General features: G+C 47.4%; 14 protein-coding genes. 6 read left to right on the top strand and 8 right to left on the bottom strand.

Features of this window, described 5'->3' with window-relative positions; genetic code table 11:
* Positions 1-71: 71 nt before the first annotated feature.
* Positions 72-1,160 (top strand): M48 family metallopeptidase, encoded by a 1,089-nt coding sequence (locus GT1_RS18340; RefSeq protein WP_188399926.1) that lies wholly within the window; start codon positions 72-74, stop codon positions 1,158-1,160.
* A 155-nt stretch (positions 1,161-1,315) separates the two neighbouring features.
* Here the strand turns inward: GT1_RS18340 and GT1_RS18335 are convergent, their stop codons facing one another.
* Positions 1,316-1,693: a hypothetical protein gene (locus GT1_RS18335; protein ID WP_188399925.1), complete on the bottom strand. Its 378-nt coding sequence runs from the start codon at positions 1,691-1,693 to the stop codon at positions 1,316-1,318.
* Positions 1,694-2,277: 584 nt separating this feature from the next.
* Here GT1_RS18335 and GT1_RS18330 point away from each other — a divergent pair.
* On the top strand, positions 2,278-2,985 hold the full coding sequence (locus GT1_RS18330) for a L,D-transpeptidase family protein (RefSeq protein WP_075756285.1): 708 nt from the start codon (positions 2,278-2,280) through the stop codon (positions 2,983-2,985).
* A 62-nt stretch (positions 2,986-3,047) separates the two neighbouring features.
* On the opposite strand, the gene GT1_RS18325 is transcribed toward GT1_RS18330, so the two are convergent.
* Positions 3,048-4,769, bottom strand: a complete 1,722-nt coding sequence (locus GT1_RS18325; protein WP_188399924.1) for a methyl-accepting chemotaxis protein — start codon at positions 4,767-4,769, stop codon at positions 3,048-3,050.
* Positions 4,770-4,940: 171 nt separating this feature from the next.
* On the opposite strand from GT1_RS18325, the gene GT1_RS18320 reads away from it, so the two are divergent.
* A complete protein-coding gene (locus tag GT1_RS18320; protein WP_188399923.1) occupies positions 4,941-5,303 on the top strand; it encodes a helix-turn-helix domain-containing protein in 363 nt (120 codons plus the stop codon).
* 246 nt (positions 5,304-5,549) lie between these two features.
* On the opposite strand, the gene GT1_RS18315 is transcribed toward GT1_RS18320, so the two are convergent.
* Positions 5,550-8,876 carry a tetratricopeptide repeat protein gene (locus GT1_RS18315; RefSeq protein WP_188399922.1) on the bottom strand — a complete coding sequence of 1,109 codons (3,327 nt, stop codon included), beginning with the start codon at positions 8,874-8,876 and terminating at the stop codon, positions 5,550-5,552.
* Positions 8,877-9,185: 309 nt separating this feature from the next.
* On the opposite strand from GT1_RS18315, the gene GT1_RS18310 reads away from it, so the two are divergent.
* The 3 genes from GT1_RS18310 to GT1_RS18300 are packed head-to-tail and all read left to right on the top strand — an operon-like array spanning position 9,186 to position 14,342.
* Positions 9,186-9,620, top strand: a complete 435-nt coding sequence (locus tag GT1_RS18310) for a hypothetical protein (protein WP_188399921.1) — start codon at positions 9,186-9,188, stop codon at positions 9,618-9,620.
* Between the two features lie 47 nt (positions 9,621-9,667).
* On the top strand, positions 9,668-10,924 hold the full coding sequence (locus GT1_RS18305; RefSeq protein ID WP_188399920.1) for an autotransporter strand-loop-strand O-heptosyltransferase: 1,257 nt from the start codon (positions 9,668-9,670) through the stop codon (positions 10,922-10,924).
* Positions 10,908-14,342, top strand: coding sequence for an autotransporter outer membrane beta-barrel domain-containing protein (locus tag GT1_RS18300; protein WP_188399919.1), 3,435 nt, complete (start codon positions 10,908-10,910; stop codon positions 14,340-14,342). Before GT1_RS18305 ends, GT1_RS18300 begins: the two co-directional genes overlap by 17 nt.
* Positions 14,343-15,331: 989 nt before the next feature.
* On the opposite strand, the gene GT1_RS18295 is transcribed toward GT1_RS18300, so the two are convergent.
* The 5 genes from GT1_RS18295 to GT1_RS18275 form a co-directional block, all read right to left on the bottom strand.
* Positions 15,332-16,417: a hypothetical protein gene (locus GT1_RS18295; RefSeq protein WP_188399918.1), complete on the bottom strand. Its 1,086-nt coding sequence runs from the start codon at positions 16,415-16,417 to the stop codon at positions 15,332-15,334.
* Between the two features lie 158 nt (positions 16,418-16,575).
* On the bottom strand, positions 16,576-18,933 hold the full coding sequence (locus GT1_RS18290; protein WP_188399917.1) for an inverse autotransporter beta domain-containing protein: 2,358 nt from the start codon (positions 18,931-18,933) through the stop codon (positions 16,576-16,578).
* A 68-nt stretch (positions 18,934-19,001) separates the two neighbouring features.
* The gene (locus GT1_RS18285; protein ID WP_188399916.1) at positions 19,002-19,334 is read right to left on the bottom strand and encodes a hypothetical protein; all 333 of its coding nucleotides are present in this window, start codon (positions 19,332-19,334) and stop codon (positions 19,002-19,004) included.
* 167 nt (positions 19,335-19,501) lie between these two features.
* Positions 19,502-20,176 carry a response regulator transcription factor gene (locus GT1_RS18280; protein ID WP_188399915.1) on the bottom strand — a complete coding sequence of 225 codons (675 nt, stop codon included), beginning with the start codon at positions 20,174-20,176 and terminating at the stop codon, positions 19,502-19,504.
* The gene (locus GT1_RS18275; protein WP_188399914.1) at positions 20,173-21,957 is read right to left on the bottom strand and encodes a histidine kinase N-terminal 7TM domain-containing protein; all 1,785 of its coding nucleotides are present in this window, start codon (positions 21,955-21,957) and stop codon (positions 20,173-20,175) included. Before GT1_RS18275 ends, GT1_RS18280 begins: the two co-directional genes overlap by 4 nt.
* Between the last annotated feature and the right edge of the window lie 33 nt (positions 21,958-21,990).

The raw sequence follows: 21,990 nt of genomic DNA, 5'->3' as shown, positions 1-21,990 counted from the left end.
TTTGGTATCATAATACTGTATAGCTACCTTTGGCTTCCGCAGTAACCGCAAGTAAGGAGGCAACATTTTTCATGCACAGACAGTCTTTCCTGATAAAATGCAAAACCATTCTGCTGGTTGTTTTGTTTACCGCAACAACCCTGTTATCCGCTCCGGCAACGGCTCATGCTTCCATTGCAAGTATCTTGCTGGGCGGTGTTGTGCAGTATACTTATCTAAAGAAGACCTTAACCAATATGCACTATAATGAAAATGATAAAATACTGGACAATTTCAAAAAAGAATATGGAGTTAACCATGACGAGACGGCCAACCGCCAGCTTGACTCGGTAATGACCAGGCTGCTGGCAAGCATTGACCCCCAGGGAAAAATAAAGCCGCCGTTCTCCTGGTTTGTCAACAATCAAACCACTTTTAACGCGTTTTGCGGCTTAGGCAACACGGTCAGCGTCAATATCGGCTTATTTCAGGAGCTCAATTACAATGAAGATGAACTGGCTTTTGTATTGGCGCATGAACTTACCCACGGCTTACAACAGCATTCCCTGAAGTCACTCCCCAAGGTTGTGTCCTTGTCTGTCGCCCAGGCTCTGTATCAGGAAAAAAATCCGAACGTGGCCTCGGCAATAACCACCACCATCATTAGCCGCCAGCTCATCGCGACCCATACAACCATGCCGCAGGAAAGAGAAGCCGATGCCAACTCGTTTACCTACGCAGTCAACGCCGGCTATAATCCCGGCGCCGGCGCGGCGATCTGGGCCAGAATCTCCGCCAAAAACGGCGGCAAAACGCGCAGCACCTTTGAGAATATCATAAATCCGAACGACCATCCGACAAACCAGGAAAGAGTCAATTCCTTCAGCGAACGGCTGACAGAGTATAGTCATAACAAAGTACGTGTTAAGCAAAATACCGTATTTGTGAACGACCAACCCTGGGTTACGCCCCTGGCCGCCAACGGCTTGCTTGCCGAAGAACGAGCCTATTTTATCGCCGGCAGCCTTGCCACCGTATTTCACGAAATCCCGGCAGGGAAACCCTGTATTGTAAAGAACGGCAGCCTCACCATGAACGGAGAAGCAATCATGGACCCCATACATACAGAAAAAAGCCCGGCAGAGCTTGCCGAGCAGCTAAATCGAATTTTAGGCTTCTGATAGATAAAGAAAACACGGTTTGCACCAAGCCTGTGGCGAAGGTGGACGCCGATGTTGCCCTTATCCTGCTTTTAAGAAAGTTATACTTTCTGTTGGGATCAAAAAGGCCATCCGGTTCAGTTTTGCTGAATCGGATGGCTAAATTTATGTATTACCTACCTGCGACCCATCTGCATAATTTCGTAGACGGCTCTTCTATGACGCTCAATCTCTTTTTTCTGACGTTCATGCCATTGTTTCGTAGACTCAAACGGATGGCGCTTCATTATTTTTTCATGGCGCTTATTCTCCTCTTTTAGTCTGCGCTCTTTTTCTTTTTTCAACTCCCGCTGATGATGATCATTCCGATACTCATTCCGGTGTTCATAACGCTGCGGGTTGTGCCTGGGTGCGGCTGCGTCGGCGGCAGGGGCAAATAAACCGACTTGCAGTAAGCCCAGCAGGGAACATACGATTACTTTTTTGGCTACGCTTTTTATGGAAACCACTTCCTTTCCATGTATATCGAATCCATAATTAATAATAAACTCCAAAATTTAGAATACTTTTAGAAACAGGTTATGTTACCCAAATAAGCAAGCTTTGCCTGCTGTTAAAAATAAATAAGCCCGTCAGCCAGAGCTAACGGGTAAGCTTGTATGCAGAATTACCGGCAGAGCCGGATCTGGGATACTTCACATCTTGTAACTTCAATCTCCTTATTTTTATAGGCAAGGTTAGCAATAAGGTATGCTGAAATATTTACTACGTGCCGTAAGGCTTTCATAGTATCATCGCCCTTTCTAGTAATGAAGTTAATACTACTATTATATAAGAAATAAACCGTATAATCGATGGAATGTCAAGGAAAACCGCCACCTAAAAAAGTCCCCGGCAACCTCGTTGCCGGGTAAAGGAGAAGTGTTTATGATAGGAGGATTTTATGTCAACAGAAAGGCATTTCCTTTCTGGCGCTTCCGTTTGCCTATGTTCACATTATAGATTCCTATTTTTATAATTTCTTTAGAAAAGGCTGGTAAAATAAAATCCGCTCACCAGGAGTAACCCGGTAAACGGCGTTATAATTTTTCTTTTTTCATCATATGATTTTAGAGTTATTTCTTGGGAGGCGAATTTTATGAGAAGTCTTTTTATCAGAAAACCGCCTAAACTGCTTTCGATAGCAACCGTATTGCTTATCAGCTTTTTTGCATGGATCAATGTACTTCAGCAATGGTATGAAATAGAATTAGCCGCCATTCCTAACCAGCCGACAGCAGCACCTAAAGGCAGCATTTCCATTCATATCAAAATACCCTCCCGTATCTTAGAAGTCCATGAAAACAATAAAGTATATAAAACCTACCGGGTTGCCGTAGGCAAAGGTGAAACGCCGACACCGGTCGGAGAATGGGTAATTATTTGGAAATCCTATCGGGCCGGTGATATTTTCGGCACCCGCTTCCTTGCACTTAACGTCCCTTGGGGAGGTTATGGCATCCATGGGACTAATCAACCCTGGAGCATTGGCAATTACGCCAGCCATGGGTGCATTCGCATGCGGAATAAGGATGTCGAAGAACTGTATGAATGGATTCCCATTGGTACACCGGTGACGATCGAAAATCACCCCATCTCCATCCAGCGCCAGTTAAAAGTGAGTTTAATGGGGCCTGATGTTGTAAAACTGCAACTCAAACTAAGAAATCTTGGCTACCTGGAAGAAAGGGCGGACGGCTTTTTTAACAAAGAAACCGAGATTGCCGTTAAGCGGTTCCAACATGATCATGGCCTTAAGACCACAGGCATTGTTGATAGAAAGACGCTTGATTTATTGGGGCTTTAATTCTTCGATCGCTGCCGCCGCCTTTTGCAGGTTTGGGTGAGAAGCTGCAATAATTTACTATATTATATTTTGAATTTGTAGATTGCCGTTTGTAATTCCTCCGCCATTTTGGCAAGGTTTTGACTGCTTGCGGCAATTTCCTCCGTGGACGCGGATTGTTCTTCGGTAGCCGCAGACACTGTCTGTGTCTGCCCTGCCATGTTCCTGCTGACATCATCAATGTCCTTCATGGCAGAAACTATTTGCCGGCTTCCTATTCCTACCTGTTGAATACTTGCCGAAATCTCCTGTCTTTGGGCCGATAACTCACCGACAAGTGTTGCAATTTGATTAAAGGATTGTCCGGCAGTATTAACAACTTTAGTGCCAAGCTTTACCTCCCTGGTTCCTTCACTCATGGATAAAACAGCCTGGTCTGTGTCTGTCTGGATTTCCTGAATCAGGCCGGCTATCCGTTTAGCTGCCTCCTGGGATTGCTCTGCCAGCTTACGGACCTCCTCGGCGACAACGGTGAATCCCCGGCCTTGCTCTCCCGCACGGGCCGCTTCAATGGCGGCATTAAGTGCCAACAGGTTGGTTTGCCCGGCAATACCTGATATGGTATCTACAATCTGTCCGATTTCCTTCGAGCGCTCGCCTAATTTAGTAACAACATTGGCCGAATGGGTTACCGTTTCTTCAATGTGTTCCATTTGGTCGATTGCCGTATCAATGGCTTTAATTCCTTCCTCCGCGGCTTCCGCGGTTTTAACGGAAGTATTTTCGACTTCGGTATTATTTGCCACAATCTGCTGAATGTTTTTAGATATCTGCTCAACCGAGGACGCAGCGTGATTAATGGATGTAAGCTGCCCGTCAGCCCCCTGGGCAACAGCGGTAATGGTTGCGGCTACCTGATTCGCGGCCTGTGCCGACTGTTCGGCGCTGGCAGTCATTTCTTCGGCTGACGCTGCCAGCTGCTCGGAGGTTTGGCTTAATTGACGGATTAAAACCCGCATATTCGTTTGCATGGCATCAAAAGCTTTGGCAAAGGTACCGAATTCATCTTTAGACTGCAAAAATGCTGCCGGAACATCCAGGGAAAAGTCTCCTTTAGCCAGCAGTCCGATATGAGCAATCGCATTTTTCAGAGTTCCGGTAATACCGCGGACAATAGTCCATCCCAGCAAAGTAACAAGAATAATGCCGGTTATAATAATGGCTATAAAGATCATAATTGCCTCGCGGAAGGCCTTTTCCGTTTCCTGGGCAAGTTCACCCGCGATTTTTGTATTATAACTGGCCAGCTCAATCAGGTTTTGATTGCATGCAGCCTCTGCCGCCCGTACAGACTGGTTATAAAATACATACGCTTCAGCCTGCTTGTTCTGTGTCGCCAGTTGTATTACTGTTTTCAAACTGTCCCGGTACTTTGGCAGGTTGGCCTGCAATTGCTTTAAAGTATCCTCTTCGTATGAGGTAAGATCGGTTTTCGCATAAAGGGCAAGATTATCATCAAACGCTTTTATCCGTTCTTCAATATTTTTTACCAAGCTCATGCTTTCATTTCCATTAACAGACATCATTAAATGGAAAATGTTCGCCTCTATGGCCCGATTGTAAGCGCGATTTTCCTCAAGCCATTGTATCGGCAATACCCTGTCAGTGTACATTTCCGTCATACCCTCATGCGATTGCAATAAGTAATAATACCCCGTTGCCCCTACTGCGCACAGGGAAACCATCGCGATAACAAGGAGCAACAGCAACTTAGTGGAAACTTTCATATTGCTTAGCAGATTCACACAGACAACCCCTTTTTCGTAATGTAGCTGACCAATGGAATATTTTTCACTATCCCCCTCATTATACGGCGTATTTTTTACTATATCAACATTATTTTTACACCCAAATGCATTTTTTGCATATGAAATTATACAATATAGTAGAAACTACACTGAAGGCGTTGGTGTGCAATGGCAACATTTCAAGAAAGATTTAATATGTTATTCGACGATTCGGATCTGTCGCAGGAAGAATTCGGAGCAAAAGTCGGAGCATCAAAATTTCAAATATTCAATTGGCGCAGTGGACGCGGGGAACCGGACAGCGAAATGATGAAAGTCATCGCAAAGACTTTCAAAGTTAATAGTTCGTGGCTGCTAGGCGAAACAGATATCAGAACACCCTTTGATGCCGAAGCAGCACTGACCCCGGGTGAGATATCTCCTGCCGATTTAGCTTTGATCCGCAAATTTAAAAGTCTTTCACCCTCTAAACAAAAAGCAATAGAAATATTAACTTCGGATAATGAACAGTCTGCTGCAGCCGACAAATAATACCTCATAGCAAAGAAGAACGACAGGGGCGTAAAGCCGCCGATAAAGCCTTAAAAATTGCTCAAGCAATTTTAAGAAAACCCTAAACCTGGGACAAGGAACCTGTCCCCTCGTCCCACTCTTTTCTCCGGACTTTTTGAAGTTCGGGGATTTTTTATGCCAAAAGGGGCCATCGCACTAAGCACTTAGTGCGATGGCCCCTTGGGATTGCGCCAGTTCAGTGATACGCGGCTTGCCGGAACCGGATTATTTCACCAGTTTTGCATATAGCGCCTGCAGTTCAGGCGAGGGACGAAGGCCGAGTTCCTCGCGAAACACCACTTCGGTTTTTTGATACTGCCTGACAAGCGCTTTGCGGTTGCCCTGTCCGTAGTAAGCTTTGATCAGCATGGCTTGGACTTCTTCGTTGAAGGGGTCCGCTGCCTCCATAATCTGCAAGCGCTCCAGCGCCACGGCATACAAGCGGGCATCCAGATAATACCGCGCAAGGGTTATTTCGATTTCAGCATACAGATTTCTAAATTTTTCCCGTCCGTAAAACAGCCACGGATAGTCCATTCCCTCCAGATAGTCGCCACGGTAAAGGGCCGCTGCCTGCTTAAGGCAGTGCACTTTTTCCTCTATGGCAATATCCTGGTACAGGCCGGCTGCCGCCAGTTCCTGGAATTCCCGGATGTCGCTGCTAAAGCCGGCCGATTGCAGAGCATAACGTTTGCCGCTGTAGGCGAGCATATCGGGACAGTTGGACTTTTTCAGCAGTTTGCGTAAACGATGCAGCGTGACATGAAAAATATTGGCAGCATTTTCCGCATCCATATCCGGCCATAAATCTTCCTGGATCTGTTCCCGGCTGACCGGCTCTCCTTTGTGCAGCAGGTAGGCCAGTAAATCCTGTGTCTTGGCTGTGCGCCAGCCGGTTTTGCCAAGCTCGGCATCCTGGACAAAAACGGTAAACCGCCCCAGCATGTTGACTTGCAGCGCAACAGAGAAAACCCCCGGGGTATTGTCCTCTTGAGCCGCGGGAATGCCCAGACGCTGAGCCGCCAGGCGCGCCGACTGGCGGACTGCCATGTCCGTGTCCTTGACCAGAGCGGTTATCACCGTAGCGGCATGGACCCCGAGAATTTCCGCCAGTGGGGCAATGACCCGGGAACGGACCTTCGGATCATGATGCTTGGCCAGACAGGTGAGGAGAGGTACGGCCTTTTCCAGCTTGCGGGCCAGAATACGTTGGATAAATGCAACTTCCACGCCGTTTTCCAGGCCCAGTTGCAGCACCGGCTGCAGCAGCTCATAATGTGTCAGGAAAACATTTAAGAAGTTATGCCTGGCAGCCAATTCCAACACTTTTTCCGTATACGCCCGTGCTGTCTCCGCCTTCCCTTCACTGACGGCCAGCCAGGCCTGGAACGCATAGCCATAACACTGTCCGCGCATAAAGCCATACTGGTCAAACCGATTGACTGCTGTGGACAACATCTCCTTGCCCTGTTGCAGCTCCCCGGTATGGATGAAACTCAGTGAACCCAGCAACAGACAGACATCTTGGGCGAGTACGTAATACGGTCCCACTTCGGCCAACGCTTCCACAGCTTTTTCCCGCGCCTCAATCCACCGCCCCTGCAGACCCAGACATTCGGACCAAAGAGCTAAGCTCAAAGCCGAATAAATATGATCACCATTATTTTCCCTGACAAATTCCACAGATCGCTTGCAGTATTCTTCCGCCAAGGTCCATTCGCCCCGGCTGCAATAAATACTGGACAACTGCCCGTAAGCAGAAGGGAGGGCATCGGTCAGATCAAAATTTTCTTTAATTGCCACATTGCGTTTTGCATAATCGAGAGCTTTTTCCCACTCTCCCCAATCCAGATAAATAAAGGCAATATAATCCTGCATGTGGTAGCTGGGCATAAACCATTCCGGCAGGCGCTCGGTTGTCTTGTTGTACATCCGCAGTGCCCGGGGATAATCACCCTGCATCCAGTAAACATGACCCAAACCTTCCAGGATATGCGCTTTGGCATATTTATCATTACGCCGTTTTGCCGCTGCAAAGGCGCTGACCAGAACAGCTTCCGCCTCACGGAAGTGTCCTGTATACAACAGGCACGAGGATCTTTCCAGCGGCAAATCGACACGCGTGTTATCTGCTAACGGCAATTGGTGAAGCACTTGTTCCAACAAGGCAAGGCTTTCAGCAAACCGGCCCCGGCACCGCAACACCCGGGCCTGAAGCAGCCGGGTTTCTGTCAGACCCTGCTGGCTGCCACTGTCTAAAAAAAACGGCGCCGCCTTGTTTAGCCATTTTTCTGCTTCGTCCAATCGTCCTTGAAACATTTCCACTTTAGCTCGATAAAGACTTAACCAAGGGTCGTCCGTCAAATCAGACTCTTCCAGGGTGGTTAACCAACGGGACAGGGTTTGCCAGCGTCCTTGCGTAAGAGCTTGCCGGGCGGCTTCTGCCAGTATGGCTTTTAATTCGTCCTGGGCACCGGCAGCCCGGAAGTATTCCGCTGCCAGGCTTAGCTCACCGCATTCCCGGGCCATGATGCCTGCCTGCCGCTGCCAGAATTGCCGTTCGTTGCCCAATTGGTCCAGCAAAAATTCCCGAAATAGCTGATGATAACGATAAGAGTTGCCCGAATCGGCCAAAGGAACCAGAAACAGATTCTGTTTTTCCAGCAGCTCCAGCATCTGCCGGGAATCCTGCCGCGCCAGCAGCCTATCGCAAGCCGCTGCCGTGACGGTTTCCAAAACAGCAGTCTTTTTAAGAAAATCCACCACCTTGTCCGGCTGGCGGGACATAACCTGGGCCGCCAGATATTCATATGTCTCGGTGTTACTGCCTCCCGGGAAAAGAGAAGGAGAATCCACGCAGCTTAAATCGGCCAGAAACTTTACGGCCGCCGGCCAGCCTTCAACCTTACGTTCCAGCAATTCCAGGTCCTCACAGGCAAACCGTGATCCCCTCCCGGTCAGATATACCCGCAATTCCTCGCTACTGAAACGCAATTCCCCGGCTCTTACGGTTTTTACAAACCCGGAAGCCTTGAGTTGGCTTAGGTCGAGCGGCGGCATCGTGCGGCTGGCAATCATAACATGAACATGTTCGGGCAGATGATTCAGCAGTTCCTCCAAAAAACGATGTACAAACAAAGCGGTAATTTCATGGTAATCATCCAAAGCCAATACGATGGGGACCTGTTCCCAACGGTATAATTCGTTGACAAAAGCGGTTAAGAGCAGGCGCAGGCGGCCTTCAAAATCGCCGGCAAACAGCGGCAGCACCTGCTGACCGAATCCAGGAAGCTGCCTGGCGATGCCAGCCGTTAAATAGCGCAAAAAGACAGCCGGATCGTTGTCATAGGCATCCAGCTGATACCAGACCAGCGTCCGGCCAGCCGTATCCGCAAGTTGGAGCATTGTCGTTGTTTTGCCGTAACCAGCCGGAGCTGTCAACAGAACAAACTGCTGACCGCCGCCGGCGATTTTTTTTATTAATCCGGACCTCTCAATAGTGCCACTTCCACGGCGGGGCGGCATCAGTTTTAGGAGCAGTAAATCAGACATGATACCCCTCCAGAACTTATAGATTTTCCCGGGATTAGCTAAGGAGCTCATATAAATGTATTTTTTTGACTTTTGTTAATAAAATCCTGCTCTTTTCTGCAGGATTGTTAAGTTTTTGGTAAGAGGCCACTTGTTAGAATTAACCTACAGAATGGCACCCGTCTGAGCTGATAAAGCCTTCTGAAATCTGCCAGAATGTCCAATAGTACAAAAGGAGTTGATAGACAGAACACCGGTTCTTATTGTTTAAGCTAAAACCGTATCGCCGGCGCAGGGTTGAGCCCTGCTCCGACAAGGAGGAATGTTGTAATGAGTAATTTAGATGCCAAGCTGGGCGAACTCTGTGCCAGGTTGCCTGCGCTCTCGCCTGGAGGCAAACAGACTGCGGCCAAAATCATCCCTTGGCTGCTGATGGGTTTCGGCACATTCGGCTTTTTAACCTGGTTAAGCTCCCTCCAGGCCTTTTTCGCTTTTTCCGGCCTGGCTCAGGCTGCGTTTCCCGGCGGCCTGCTGTTACTGTCCTGGCTGACGGCGCCGCTGCTGCAGCTCCTGGCCGTAGTCAGTGGCTATCTGTTGCTGCAGCAAAGGCCTCTTGGCTGGCAGCTGGCCTTTTACTCGCTGCTGGCCGGAGCAATCATAAGTCTGTTGTCGGTTATGCCTTTAGGGTTGTTGCTGCATGTATTGTTTGGCTATTTTTTGCTTCAGATCAGGGAGTTTTACCGTGAACAGCCGGCGGCGAAATAAACCGACAGGGCCGCAAACAACATCCACAGGAGGTGACCAAAACCAGCATGCAGGAAACAATATCCCCGACCCCAATCGAACCGGCAAGCACCGCGGCAAAGAAACCGTATGCCGTTTTTGATCCCGGCCCGCTCACCTGCCAGACCGATATCGAGGGACTGGCCTTTGATTTTAACTACGGTGCGAGAATCAAAGTTCCGGCAGGCGACTGGCGCGTCAAAATCACCGACCGCGATTGCTTCAACACCCTCTATGATGCCAAAGCTTCCGACGTACTTGTCACCAGCACCAAGAAATATTATGTCAATTTCCGCCTGGAAATCTACCGGGAGGAAAAACTGATATTCAGCCATGACTTTACTCCGGCCAGGAAAAGAATTCTCATCAAATTCCCGGTCGGCACTTTGGGTGATATCATCGCCTGGTTCCCCTATGCGCAAGTCTTCCGCTACCAGCATAACTGCGAGGTGTATTGTGCCATAGCTCCGGAACTGGCGGAGCTCTTCAAACCGACCTATCCTGAACTGCATTTCATCGGGCCTGACGAACGCCCGGACAATGTTTATGCCTCTTACTATATGGGCATCTTCTTTCCCTGCGACGACCGCATGCATCAGCCGGTTGACTGGCGCATCGTCGGCCTGCAGAAGACTATCCCGTATATCCTGGGGCTCAGGCCGGAGGAAATCAGACCGCAGATTGCGCCGCGAAACCCGGAAAGAAGCATCGCGGAACCTTATGTCTGCATTGCCGCCCAAGCCACCAGCCAGGCCAAATACTGGAACAACCCCGCCGGCTGGCTGAATATAATCAAACACCTCAAGGACAAAGGCTACCGGGTCCTTTGTATTGACCAAAAAGACTGCCATGGCAGCGGCAGCCGCTGGAATACCATTCCCTACGGCGCCGAAGACTTTACCGGCAATCTACCGCTAAGCGAGCGGGTGGACCTGCTGTATCACGCCGACTTTTTCATCGGCCTCTCCAGCGGCCTGTCCTGGCTGTCCTGGGCGGTAGGCAGGCCGGTGGTGCTGATCAGCGGCTTCAGCCTGCCGCTGACCGAATTTCATACTCCGTACCGGATCATCAACTATCATGTATGCAACGGCTGCTGGACAGACAGCGCCATCGAATTCGAGCACAATGACTTCGCCTGGTGCCCGCGGCACAAAAACACCGACAGACAGTTCGAATGCACCCGGTTCATTACCCCGGAACAGGTCGGCAGTGTCATTGACCAACTAATGTATGACTATAAATTGAATCCGCGAAAGGGAGTGAAAAACTATGCTGAAAAAAACTAAAAAAACCAAAATCAATCCCCAGAAAACCCTGTCCATCATACTGGCGGTCGCCAACAGCCTCAACAGTGCCGCACCAATAGCCTTGCCGCTGGCTGCGGTCGTGCCGGAAATGCCCAAAGCCCGGCAGGGAGCTATCGACGAACTGCTGGCCACCAGCTTCAATCGCGGCGGGCAACTGCTAGACCGCTTGTTTTTCTCCACAGCTTATGCTGGTGACAACATCAATGCGGGCGATACCAAAAACGTGGACGGCACTAATATTCCCAATCCTGCTGACGGCGATGTCATCAACAGTGGCGGTGTCCAAAATGTGTACGATACCGGCAGTGCGACCAATACCATCATCAGCAGCGGCGGCCGGCAGAATGTGTCAAACGGCGGCTCGACCTCCGGCACCGACATCCGCTTCGGCGGCCGGCAGCATGTCTCCAGCGGAGGTTCGGCCCAAGACACCGCAGTTAGCAGCGGCGGACAGCAGCATGTATCCAATGGAGGCGCCGCCACCGACACAGTCATCCATAGCGGCGGCAACCAGTATGTCTACAACGGCGGCACTGCTTCCGGTACGATTGTGAACAGCAACGCCCAGCAGAATGTACTCAGCGGCGGCACTGCCTCAGACACTACTGTCAATAACAACGGCACCCAGAATGTAATGTCAGGAGGCAGCGTGTCAGGCGGCAGTGTGAACGGCAGCTACGCCCAGCAGTGGTTGTTGGGCGGCACTGCTACCAGCGTCACCGTCGCCAACGGCGGCCAGCAGCATGTAAGCAGCGGCGGCACCGCGAGCGGCACCATCATTAATTCCAGTGGCATGCAGAATGTATCAAGCGGCGGCTCAGCCGCAAATACTGTCATCAATTCCAGCGGCACGCAGCTTGTATATGATGGAGGCGCTGCCGCAGGCACCTTTGTCAACGCTCACGGCGCACAGATTATAAATTCCGGCGGCACGGCCAGCGGCAGCATCATCAGCGGCGCCAATGCCCACCAGATGTTATACGGCAATTCCATCAGTGCCACCGTTCACAGCGGCGGATATCAGTCCGTGCAGGCCGCCGGCGTCGCCACCGGCACAGAGCTTTACGGCACCGGCTTCCAGGAAGTGTACGGCACGGCCAACAGCACCTATATTAACGGCGGCGCTCAATATATCTACACTAACGGCATCGCCAACAGCACGGAGATTTACGGCAATGGCCACCAGTATGTGTCCAGCGGCGGCCAGGCTAACGGCACCGCCATCTATACCGGCTTCCAGGACGTGTTAGACGGCGGCCGCGCCTCCGGCACCACAATCCATGACGGAAACCAGACGGTATCGGGCGGCGGCCAGGCCTTCCACACCACCATCAGCGGCGGCACCCAGGAGGTAAAGACCAACGCCAGAGCCTATAACACCACCATCAGCGGCGGTAATCAGGCCCTGAGCGGCAGCAACTCCCTGGCCGAAAACACCGTTATCCATAACGGCGGCACCCAGGAAGTGGGCAGCATCGCCGTTGCCCATCGCACCACCATCAGCGCTGGCGGCAGGCAGATCTTCAACGAAGGATTTGCCCGCAATACCACCATTGCTCAAGGCGGCATCCAGGAACTGGATCAGGGTATGGCTGACCTCACCACCATCCAGGACGGCGGCATCCAGAATATTAGCGTCGGCGGCACAGCTACCAATACCACCATCATGAGCGGCGGTGTCCAAAATGTGTATGCCGGCGGCACTGCCGGCGGAACCACGGAAATCAGCAGTGACGTTACCCTTGATAACGGCAGCCTCTTCCTCGCCAGCGGCACCCTGTTCAGCGGCGGCACGGCGATAAGCGGCGGCACTCAGAATGTATTAGGCGGCTCCGCCCTCGGCACCATCATCTATAACGGCGGCACTCAGGCTGTATCAAGCGGCTCTGCCGTCAACACCATCATCCACAGCGGCGGCACCCAATCCGTATACAGGGGCGTTAACGTATCCGGCAGCACCGTCAACGCCGGCGGGATGATCAACCTGGTACAATCCGGCGCGGCCCTGCAGGGCGATACCACCCTCAATCAGGGCACCATCCAAATCTTTAACCCGGCCACCGGCAGTTACGAGATCAGCAGGCTTGTCGTCAATGGCGGCGGCACCGTTAAGCTTGCCGCCGGCACCATCGGTAACCACCTGACGCTTGACAACCTGCAAGGCGCCGCCAGCTTCATCATCAATACCGATCTTGTCAACAATGCGTCTGACCAAATCGAAATTAGAAGCTCCACTAACGCGGCAGGCAGCACCATCCAGGTTGCCTTTGACCCAGGCTTTGCATCCGGCTCCAGTATCAGCGGCACAGCAGTCTTCGCCAATGTCGATACTGGCGATGCCAGCTTCCAGGCGATGCCAACCGACTGGGGAGCCTACCGTTTTACCCCGACAGTCTCAGCCAGCACCGATCCAAGCGGCACAACCTGGTCGATCACCGGACTGAGCACCTCAGGCGGCACCCCCGGCGGTAATCCCGGCGTAAGCGAAACCATGCTCACCGCCTCTGATGTCATCACCAACAACCTGACCCTGTGGCGCACCGAGAATAACAGCCTGATGCGGCGCATGGGCGAGCTGAGAAATGACCCCGGCAAGGCCGGAGAATGGGTTAGATTTTACCGGGGCGAAACCGAAGCCGACAATCCCGGCAGCCGTCACACCAAAGCCACCTACACCGCCATCCAGGGCGGCTATGACAAAAAGCACGGCAATTATAAAGGCGGCACCCTGTATACCGGCTACACCGCCGGCTATCTTGACGCCAGCATCGGCTTTAACCGGGGCGGCGGCGATGCCAGCAGCCTGACCGTTGGTGCCTATGGCAGCTGGCTGGGAGATAAGGGGCATTTCCTTGATGTTATCGCCAAGCAGGGACGGCTCAAGAACAGGTACCACAACTATCTCCTCAATCCTGGCAATACCAAGGTAACCGGCAGCTACCACAACTGGGGCACCAGCCTGTCGGTTGAATATGGCTTCCGTCAAGCACAAAAAGACGGCTGGTACCTGGAACCGCAGGCCGAGATTAGCTTCGGCCGGGTAAGCTCCGCTGATTACACCGCCAGCGACAGCACCCGTGTGCATAACTCCTCCCTCAATTCCACCGTGGGCAGACTGGGCCTGGCCATCGGCAAAACCACACCTGCCGGCTCCTTCTATGCCAAGGCGTCCATTGCCAGAGAATTCAGTGCCCGCTCTAAAATCACCATGTCCACAGGCGGCCTGGCACCGGTAACACTGGACCAAGACCTGAAAGAATCGTGGCTGGAATTCGCTCTCGGCCTGACAGGCGCGGTAGGCAAAAACACCAACGGCTACCTCGAAATCAGCAAAACCACCGGCGATACCGTAAAAACACCATGGCAGGTCAACGCCGGCCTGCGGCTGAGCTTCTAACCCAAAAGCAATTCGACATAGCTTCACCCTGCAAGAACAACCGCACTTGTTGTTCATCAAACATATAGACAAATCCCCCCTGCCACAAGCAGAGGGGATTTTGTCTATATTAATCATACCTGCAATTATGTCCATTTCCATCACATACTTACTCTTGTACTTCATTCAGCGTCTCGCCAAACCAATGAAGTTGTGCGACTTCCCAACTGGGACAAGGGGACAGGTTCCTTGTCCCAGTTATTTCAGACTCATCAAACGCACAAACAAAAATCCCCCCTGCCTCTAAGCAGAAGGGGAGCTTTGTGACCTTATTTATGTTAATCACACCCGCAATTGTGTCCATTCCATACATGCTTACTCTTGCACATCCACTCTTGCACTTCATTCAATGCCTCGCCAAAGTTATCAATTTAAGTAAATCCCATCAAGCCCAGATATAGCGCTGGTTTGAGGTCCAATTTCTAAAAACATAAATTGTTTGATGCCACATGAATGCTTCCTGCACCTTATATACTCCAGTACAGCGCTCTTGAAAGAACAAGGGGCTCAATAGTTTAATAATAACACGTATATCATACCTATTGGCAAAAAACATTTTATGCAGAAAATAGATCAATAAAAGCAGACTTCATATCATTTTCTTGATAACCTGTGTATCAAATCACAGTTATTTATCAATTAATTGGAACAAAAATTACAGCACACAAAGGCGGCGACAAAATTCAGAGTATATTATCTCATCCAAAATGCCCAAAATAATTGTGCTGTAATATTGTTTCCATTAGTAAAGTTACTACCTATACTGGGCGAACATAATTATAGGCTTTCCTTGCAATTATTGCTACAAAGAAAGCCTTTTTACCGCAAAATTTCCTATTGAGCCCTTAAGAACCTTAATTGAATCGTTCTGCATCATGAGAAAAGGACAAAATAAATACTTCTGAGCTTTTTGGTATGTATATTTAGTATTTATCTCTATCTATCTAAAATTATTTTTTTAGTTCTTCACAATGCAATCCATAACTAATATGACTAATAATATTATTAGGGTCAATAAAGAAAACATGTGGCTGATAACCATCCGCAAAACCTGTCAGCACCCGCCCCTCGTATGTCAGCAACTTTAAGTCTTGATAACTTAAAGTTGCCCCATTATAGAATATTTCTCCGATATAATTGTTTGCATCGACAAAGAAAACATACTGCTGTTGATTACTTTCACTCGCAAAACCTATTAGTGCGCTGCCCGCCTGAGGAGTTACACCTTTTGCTCCAGCAGTCAAATCTTCATACGTTAACTTTGTCCCATCATAGACTATTTGTCCGATATGATTATTTGCATCTATAAATATAACATGCTGCTGTTGGTTATACTCACTCATAAAGCTGGTTAGGGGACTGCCTACCTGAGGTGTTGGAGCATCTGCACCAACAGTCAAATCTTCATACATTAACTTTGTCCCACCATAGACTATTTGTCCGATATGGTTGTTTGCATCTATAAATATAATATGCTGCTGTTTGTTATACTCACTCGCAAAGCTGGTTAGGGGGCTACTTGCCTGAGGTGTTGGAGCATTTGCCGCGACAGTCAAATCTTCATACATTAACTTTGTCCCATCATAGACTATTTGTCCGATATGGTTGTTTGCATCTATAAATATAATATGCTGCTGTTTGTTATACTCACTTGCAAAGCTGGTTAGGGGGCCACTTGCCTGAGGTGTTGGAGCATTTGCCGCAACAGTCAAATCTTCACAACCCCATTTGTTTCCACAATAGACTAATTGCTTGATATGGTTGTTTGCATCTATAAAAGAAACATGTTGCTGTTGGTTATACTCACTCACAAAACCTGTCAGGGGACTGCCTGCCTTAGGAGCTGCCCCTTCTACAAAGCCAGTCAAACTTTCATAACTCCAGCAATTCCCGTTATAGTAGAAATGTCCAATTTGATTGTTTAAATCAATAAAGAAAACATTCTGCTGTTGGTTATATTTACTCACAAAACTAACAAGTTTCCATTGAAATATAGTTACAATATCATCATTCATTTTATTTACTTTTTGTACCATTTTCAACCTCTCCCATTTCATTTTTTTAGAATCATCTCTTTGCTAAACATCCGGTTAAACCTTTTCCAGCGGGATTTTCCACCCGCAATATGATGCCTCCTTTCTTACACACTACCTAACATCAATTTTACTCCTATAACCAATAGCTATATTTGAAGTTAGTAGTTGAATGTGAGATTACTGTTGATAGGTCCATAAAAAATCACTTGATCTGGACTGTACATATCAATCGATAGAACATGTCCCTCGGGTACTGTCATATTAATTGTCCCGTCTGAACCGTCATAGAGGAGCTGCATAGCAGTATTGTCAATGATTTTAACGCGACCATGAATATTGTTTGTGATTGAAATCGTATATACCTTCGCAAAGGTTGCCGTAATAGTATGGTTTCCTGTCACACTAGGGAAAGTATAAGTACTTCCTGTTCCCACGGATACCCCGTCTACCTTGACATCGGCAATCACGTAGCCTGTGTTTGGCGTTATCGTATAAGCAGGCGTAGCACCATAACTGACACCAGTCGCACCACTTGGGCTAATACTACCGCCCGTCCCTGCACTTGCTGTAATCGTAAAGCTTTGTAGCGCAAAGGTTGCCGTAATGGTATGGTTTCCTGTCACACTAGGGAAAGTATAAGTACTTCCTGTTCCCACGGATACCCCGTCTACCTTGATATCGGCAATCACGTAGCCTGTGTTTAGCGTTATTGTATAAGCAGGCGTAGCACCATAACTGACACTAGTCGCACCACTTGGGCTAATACTACCGCCCGTCCCTGCACTTGCTGTAATCGTAAAGCTTTGTAGCGCAAAGGTTGCCGTAATGGTATGGTTCCCTGTCACACTAGGGAAAGTATAAGTACTTCCTGTTCCCACGGATACCCCGTCTACCTTGACATCGACAATCACGTAGCCTGTGTTTGGCGTTATCGTATAAGCAGGCGTAGCACTATAACTGACACCAGTCGCACCACTTGGGCTAATACTACCGCCCGTCCCTGCACTTGCTGTAATCGTAAAGCTTTGTAGCGCAAAGGTTGCCGTAATGGTATGGTTCCCTGTCACACTAGGGAAAGTATAAGTACTTCCTGTTCCCACGGATACCCCGTCTACCTTGACATCGGCAATCACGTAGCCTGTATTTGGCGTTATCGTATAAGCGGGCGTAGCACCATAACTGACACCAGTCGCACCGCTTGGGCTAATACTACCGCCCGTCCCTGCACTCGCTGTAATGGTGAAGGTATCCGCGGTGAGCGTAATGGTACTACCAGTAGTCATCCCGTCCATTACAGTAACACTGGCTGTATTTATACTATAACCGGATAAAAAAGCAGATACAGTATATGTTCCAGCAGCTATGCCTCCTAAAATAACTACACCGCTACTGTCAGTCGTGCCGCTAGTTATAACCGTAGTTCCTGACAACACTTTTACAGTCACTCCCGATATCGGTGTATTGTTATTACTATTCGTAACAGTCGCCTTTATACTTCCCGTATAAGCTACAAACTTCTTAAATGCTTCCGTTTTTATGTCATTTTCTCGTTCTACCTTTTGCAATAGTTTATAGCCAATATCACTACTATTGTCCTTTTCTTCCTTGCTGCCCTCTTTACTTTGACTTGCACCCAATGCCACTTGATATTTAATATTTCCATAAAAACTGTGGCTTAGATTTGAATGAGTATAACCTAATTCCATATTGACCTTTGGTGTTAACTGCATCATACTTCGTAAGCGATAGCCCTTTTCATCAGGGCTATATTTATTGTCCCAATAATATCCCCCAGCAAAAAGCTTTAGCCATGGCATATGAGTAAGAGATGTGCCTGCTTCAAAGTCCAATCCCTCTACTGCTCGAATATAAGAATACAGAATTCCATTTGACTGATAGTCTACTCCAGTTATCCTATCTCCTGAAAGAGGGTGATACCAGTTCGTCCGGTATTCAGCCAGCTTATTAAAATATTCGACCCCTAAACCCACACGTGCAAGGTTATACTTAAATCCATAATCATAAAATGTATTTATTCCCACTATACTGTTTTTATCCGCAGACAGTTTTCGCCACCCAAATCCTATATTTGCGGTCGAAGAATTCCCACTTTCATGGGCATAACGTCCCTGCCAAAACCACAGCTGTCCATTTTCCCCCAGCTTAGTCAAGGGATGAATGGTTTCAAACGAATATATCAGTTTATTATTGTCAGTTAAACGCAACTGCAAATCCGTAGTTTTCAGCCACTCTGGCCCACTCGCCTTACCATTTTGCCAATAATAATTGAACATTTTGTTAGTAAATTGCACTTCTTTTTCTTTATCTGTTAGCTTTTTATTGTCCTCACTACTATTATCAATTGCAGCTTGCCCTAGGGACTTGTTCACTATTTTTGTACTATTATTTGTTATTATCGTTCCGGCGTTCGCTACCGTTATACAAAGAGGGTTGATGATCAGCAGCAAAATCAAAATTTGAGCTGCAATTTTTGTTATTCGTCTGATTAAAATCAATTTCTATCGTCTCCCTGCTAGTAATGTAAAGATCTGCTCTTCTTGCTTACAATATCCATATCTATGGCCTACAGCACTCTCATAAGCACTTGTACTAAATCATCTACAGATGATGTAAAATACTGTTCATCGAAAAAAATCTCTAGTAAATCGGTTTTTGGATAAACTGCAATGATCATCATACAAGATGTCTCTTTATGCAACCTGCTGATTATTCCTAAAGCTTCATCGGCAGCTTCAAATATCGCCACATCGGGGCACAGCATTTTCAATTCGGGTATTGCCTCCAGCGGTTGTTGCTCCGTCATACAAACACGGAACACCCTCTCATTTTGCAAAACAGCTGCCAGCGTATATAGATATAGAGAATTTCCGCAGAAAACAACTTCAATCTGTTTCAAGATATAATCAACCTCTACAATTATTATTGATACAAACATTTACGACTAAAGAATAACAAATTATTTCCAAAACGACACTATACGAAAGTATAAATTGTAATAAAAAAAAGTATAGTTTTCCTATACTTTTTAAATACACTCTATTCTTTTTGGATAAATTCCCATTGTCATTTAGTCTGATTTTTTTCTTTACCAGCTCCCAGACCAATTTCCGTCGCAAAGGCAATCGCTTGGGTTCGATTTTCCAGATGCAGCCGTTGAGTAATTTCGCCCATGTGGTATTTAACCGTAGCTTCCGTGAAATACATTTTTTCGCCAACTTCTTTATAGGTTAGTCCCTGAGCAACTAACCTGAGAATTTCAAGCTGCCGGGGGCTTAATAAAGCAGTCTTATCAGCAATAATACTGTCAGTCTCTCGCTCCCGTTGCAGGCGAGCAAATTCATTAAGTACTTTCATGGCAATTCCTGGTGAAAGCGGTGATTGTCCGCTATTTAAGCCGATAAGCAGTTCTAAAAACTGTTTTCTCGGCATTCCCTTTAATAAATACCCGCAAGCCCCTGCTTTAATGGCTTCAAATAAATGCTGATCATTCTGCGATACGGTCAGCATGACAACCTTGACTTCCGGAAATTCTGTCTTAATTCGCTGGGTTGCTTCAATCCCGCCTCCCTCTGGCATTTGCACATCCATTAAAATGACATCCGGCAGCAATTCCTTGCTTTTCGTTAGAGCTTCATCCATGCTCATGGCCATACCGACAACATCAATGTCATTTGCAATTAGAAGATTTTTCAGTCCGTCTAAGAATAAAGCATGGTCATCTACCAATAGCACTCTCATATTTTCAATTCCTCTCCTCTATTATCGGTTAGCTCTTGCTTGCTATGATCAGATGCCAATGGAACTTGTAATGTAATCTTAGTACCGATACCGCGCTTAGATTCAATATGAAACTGCGCTCCAATTTCGCTTGCACGCTCTTTCATAATCTGTAATCCAAAACTTCCTTTTTTAAAAGTTGCCTCCGTTAGATCAAAGCCACACCCATCATCTTCTACCAAAACGTTCACAACACCGCCATTAACTCGAACAGCCACTCTGACATGACAAGCCGCAGCCGATTTGCGAACATTAGTCATTGCTTCTTGGACAATTCTTAGGAGCTGCACTTCAGTAGTTTGCGATAATAAACCAGCCGCCAATTCTCTGTCAAGCTTTAATTGAACTTGGATTCCATAATTTTCTTCAAACCATTGCAGATATTCCTTTAACATTTGCCAAATTCCTTCTTGAGCAGCAGTCAACTGCAACCCTGTTATCGATTCCCTAATATCAACATGCATATCCTGCGTTACGTCAGCCAATTTTTCTAATAGTACATCGGCCTTCGAAAGGTCTTTTTTCTCAATCAATGAACGAGCAGCTTCTATCTGCATATTGATATAACTCCAGAGTTGACCATTTCCGTCATGCAATTCACGTCCCAACCGCTCGCGCTCCGTCATAATAGACAAGGCCTTCTCTTGATCAATTATTTTAGCTTCATCCCGTTTTTGCTCAGTAATATCTTTAAAGAGAATTGTTTTACCAAGCAGATTACCTTGTGGAGTTGTCAGAGGCAATGTTTGGATTTGATAAATACCTCTTCCGTTAGCTCCAACAGCTTCAAATACTTCTAAGCTATGTTTAGAATCAATTTGAGCTAATACTGACCAAGCAGCGACCGCTGTTTCAAATTTATTATCTATGTCTACTGGCAAATCTTTAAAAATTGCTTTGACCGCCGGGTTCATACCCACGATATATCCTTTTTTATCAATTATCATTAGACCATCATTCATTGTACGTGTTACTGAATCTTGCGCCAATGGCAAAATACTATAAATTCGCCACCGATAAAACACCCAAGTTACGTAGAATCCTGATAACAATAGTCCCAGCACTTGGGGAGACACAGTCTGAATTTCCAAAGTATAACCTAAAATGCTGCCAATAAAATTAAATAAGGGTGTCACTGACAAAATGATCGCCTGCTGCCGCCTTAGTCCATTCGTGCAATATATCCAGCGGGCAGATAAAGCCAGACATACCAAATTCAAGGTGTAACAAAAAATCATTGTTATATAAGCTGCAGGTCCAAAACCAATTGTCAATGCCTGTCCATCCAGCGAGATGGCTCCCCAATACCAGCCGAGCCAGTTGTCAAAACCAATAATTAGTAGTAAGGATAAAACACTTCCCCGCACAATATATTGTATTCCCGTTAGTATCCTGCCTTTTTGCTGACTAACCTCCAAAATAAACTCAAACCAAAAATAAATAAGTAAAATCGGCATCCATTCTGTAAATTTAGCCCAAAACAATTTGTTCGGTAAATCAGGGCTCAAACTGCAAAACACCTTCGCCAAAATCCAAATTCCCTTGCAAATTTGACAAAATACTAACAGCAAAGCTCCCGATGTTTTGCGAAAGCGAAAGAGATATACTGCCAACGCCTCAAATATAGCCGTAATGAATAAGTACAATATAACATTGTCAATGGGTATAAATAAATCAACCAAAGGCATAGAATCTCCCTTTTCCCCAAAACTTGCCCACGTCAATATGGTAACCATTCTCATTTCGACAAGATTAGGACTATTCCTCTTATATAT

The sequence above is a fragment of the Sporomusa sp. GT1 genome (assembly GCF_014634905.1).
GTDB classification, from domain to species: Bacteria; Bacillota; Negativicutes; order Sporomusales; family Sporomusaceae; genus Sporomusa; species Sporomusa sphaeroides.
Note: the sequence above shows the minus strand (reverse complement) of the source record. Positions and strands in the feature narration are given on the sequence as shown.

Excerpts from the sequence above, each read along its gene's own strand:
- GT1_RS18305 (WP_188399920.1), top strand. The coding sequence starts at position 9,668 with ATGCAGGAAACAATATCCCCGACCCCAATCGAACCGGCAAGCACCGCG.
- GT1_RS18300 (WP_188399919.1), top strand. The coding sequence starts at position 10,908 with ATGCTGAAAAAAACTAAAAAAACCAAAATCAATCCCCAGAAAACCCTG.
- GT1_RS18330 (WP_075756285.1), top strand. The coding sequence starts at position 2,278 with ATGAGAAGTCTTTTTATCAGAAAACCGCCTAAACTGCTTTCGATAGCA.
- GT1_RS18280 (WP_188399915.1), bottom strand. The coding sequence starts at position 20,176 with ATGAGAGTGCTATTGGTAGATGACCATGCTTTATTCTTAGACGGACTG.
- GT1_RS18310 (WP_188399921.1), top strand. The coding sequence starts at position 9,186 with ATGAGTAATTTAGATGCCAAGCTGGGCGAACTCTGTGCCAGGTTGCCT.
- GT1_RS18295 (WP_188399918.1), bottom strand. The coding sequence starts at position 16,417 with ATGGTACAAAAAGTAAATAAAATGAATGATGATATTGTAACTATATTT.
- GT1_RS18315 (WP_188399922.1), bottom strand. The coding sequence starts at position 8,876 with ATGTCTGATTTACTGCTCCTAAAACTGATGCCGCCCCGCCGTGGAAGT.
- GT1_RS18275 (WP_188399914.1), bottom strand. The coding sequence starts at position 21,957 with ATGAGAATGGTTACCATATTGACGTGGGCAAGTTTTGGGGAAAAGGGA.
- GT1_RS18340 (WP_188399926.1), top strand. The coding sequence starts at position 72 with ATGCACAGACAGTCTTTCCTGATAAAATGCAAAACCATTCTGCTGGTT.
- GT1_RS18320 (WP_188399923.1), top strand. The coding sequence starts at position 4,941 with ATGGCAACATTTCAAGAAAGATTTAATATGTTATTCGACGATTCGGAT.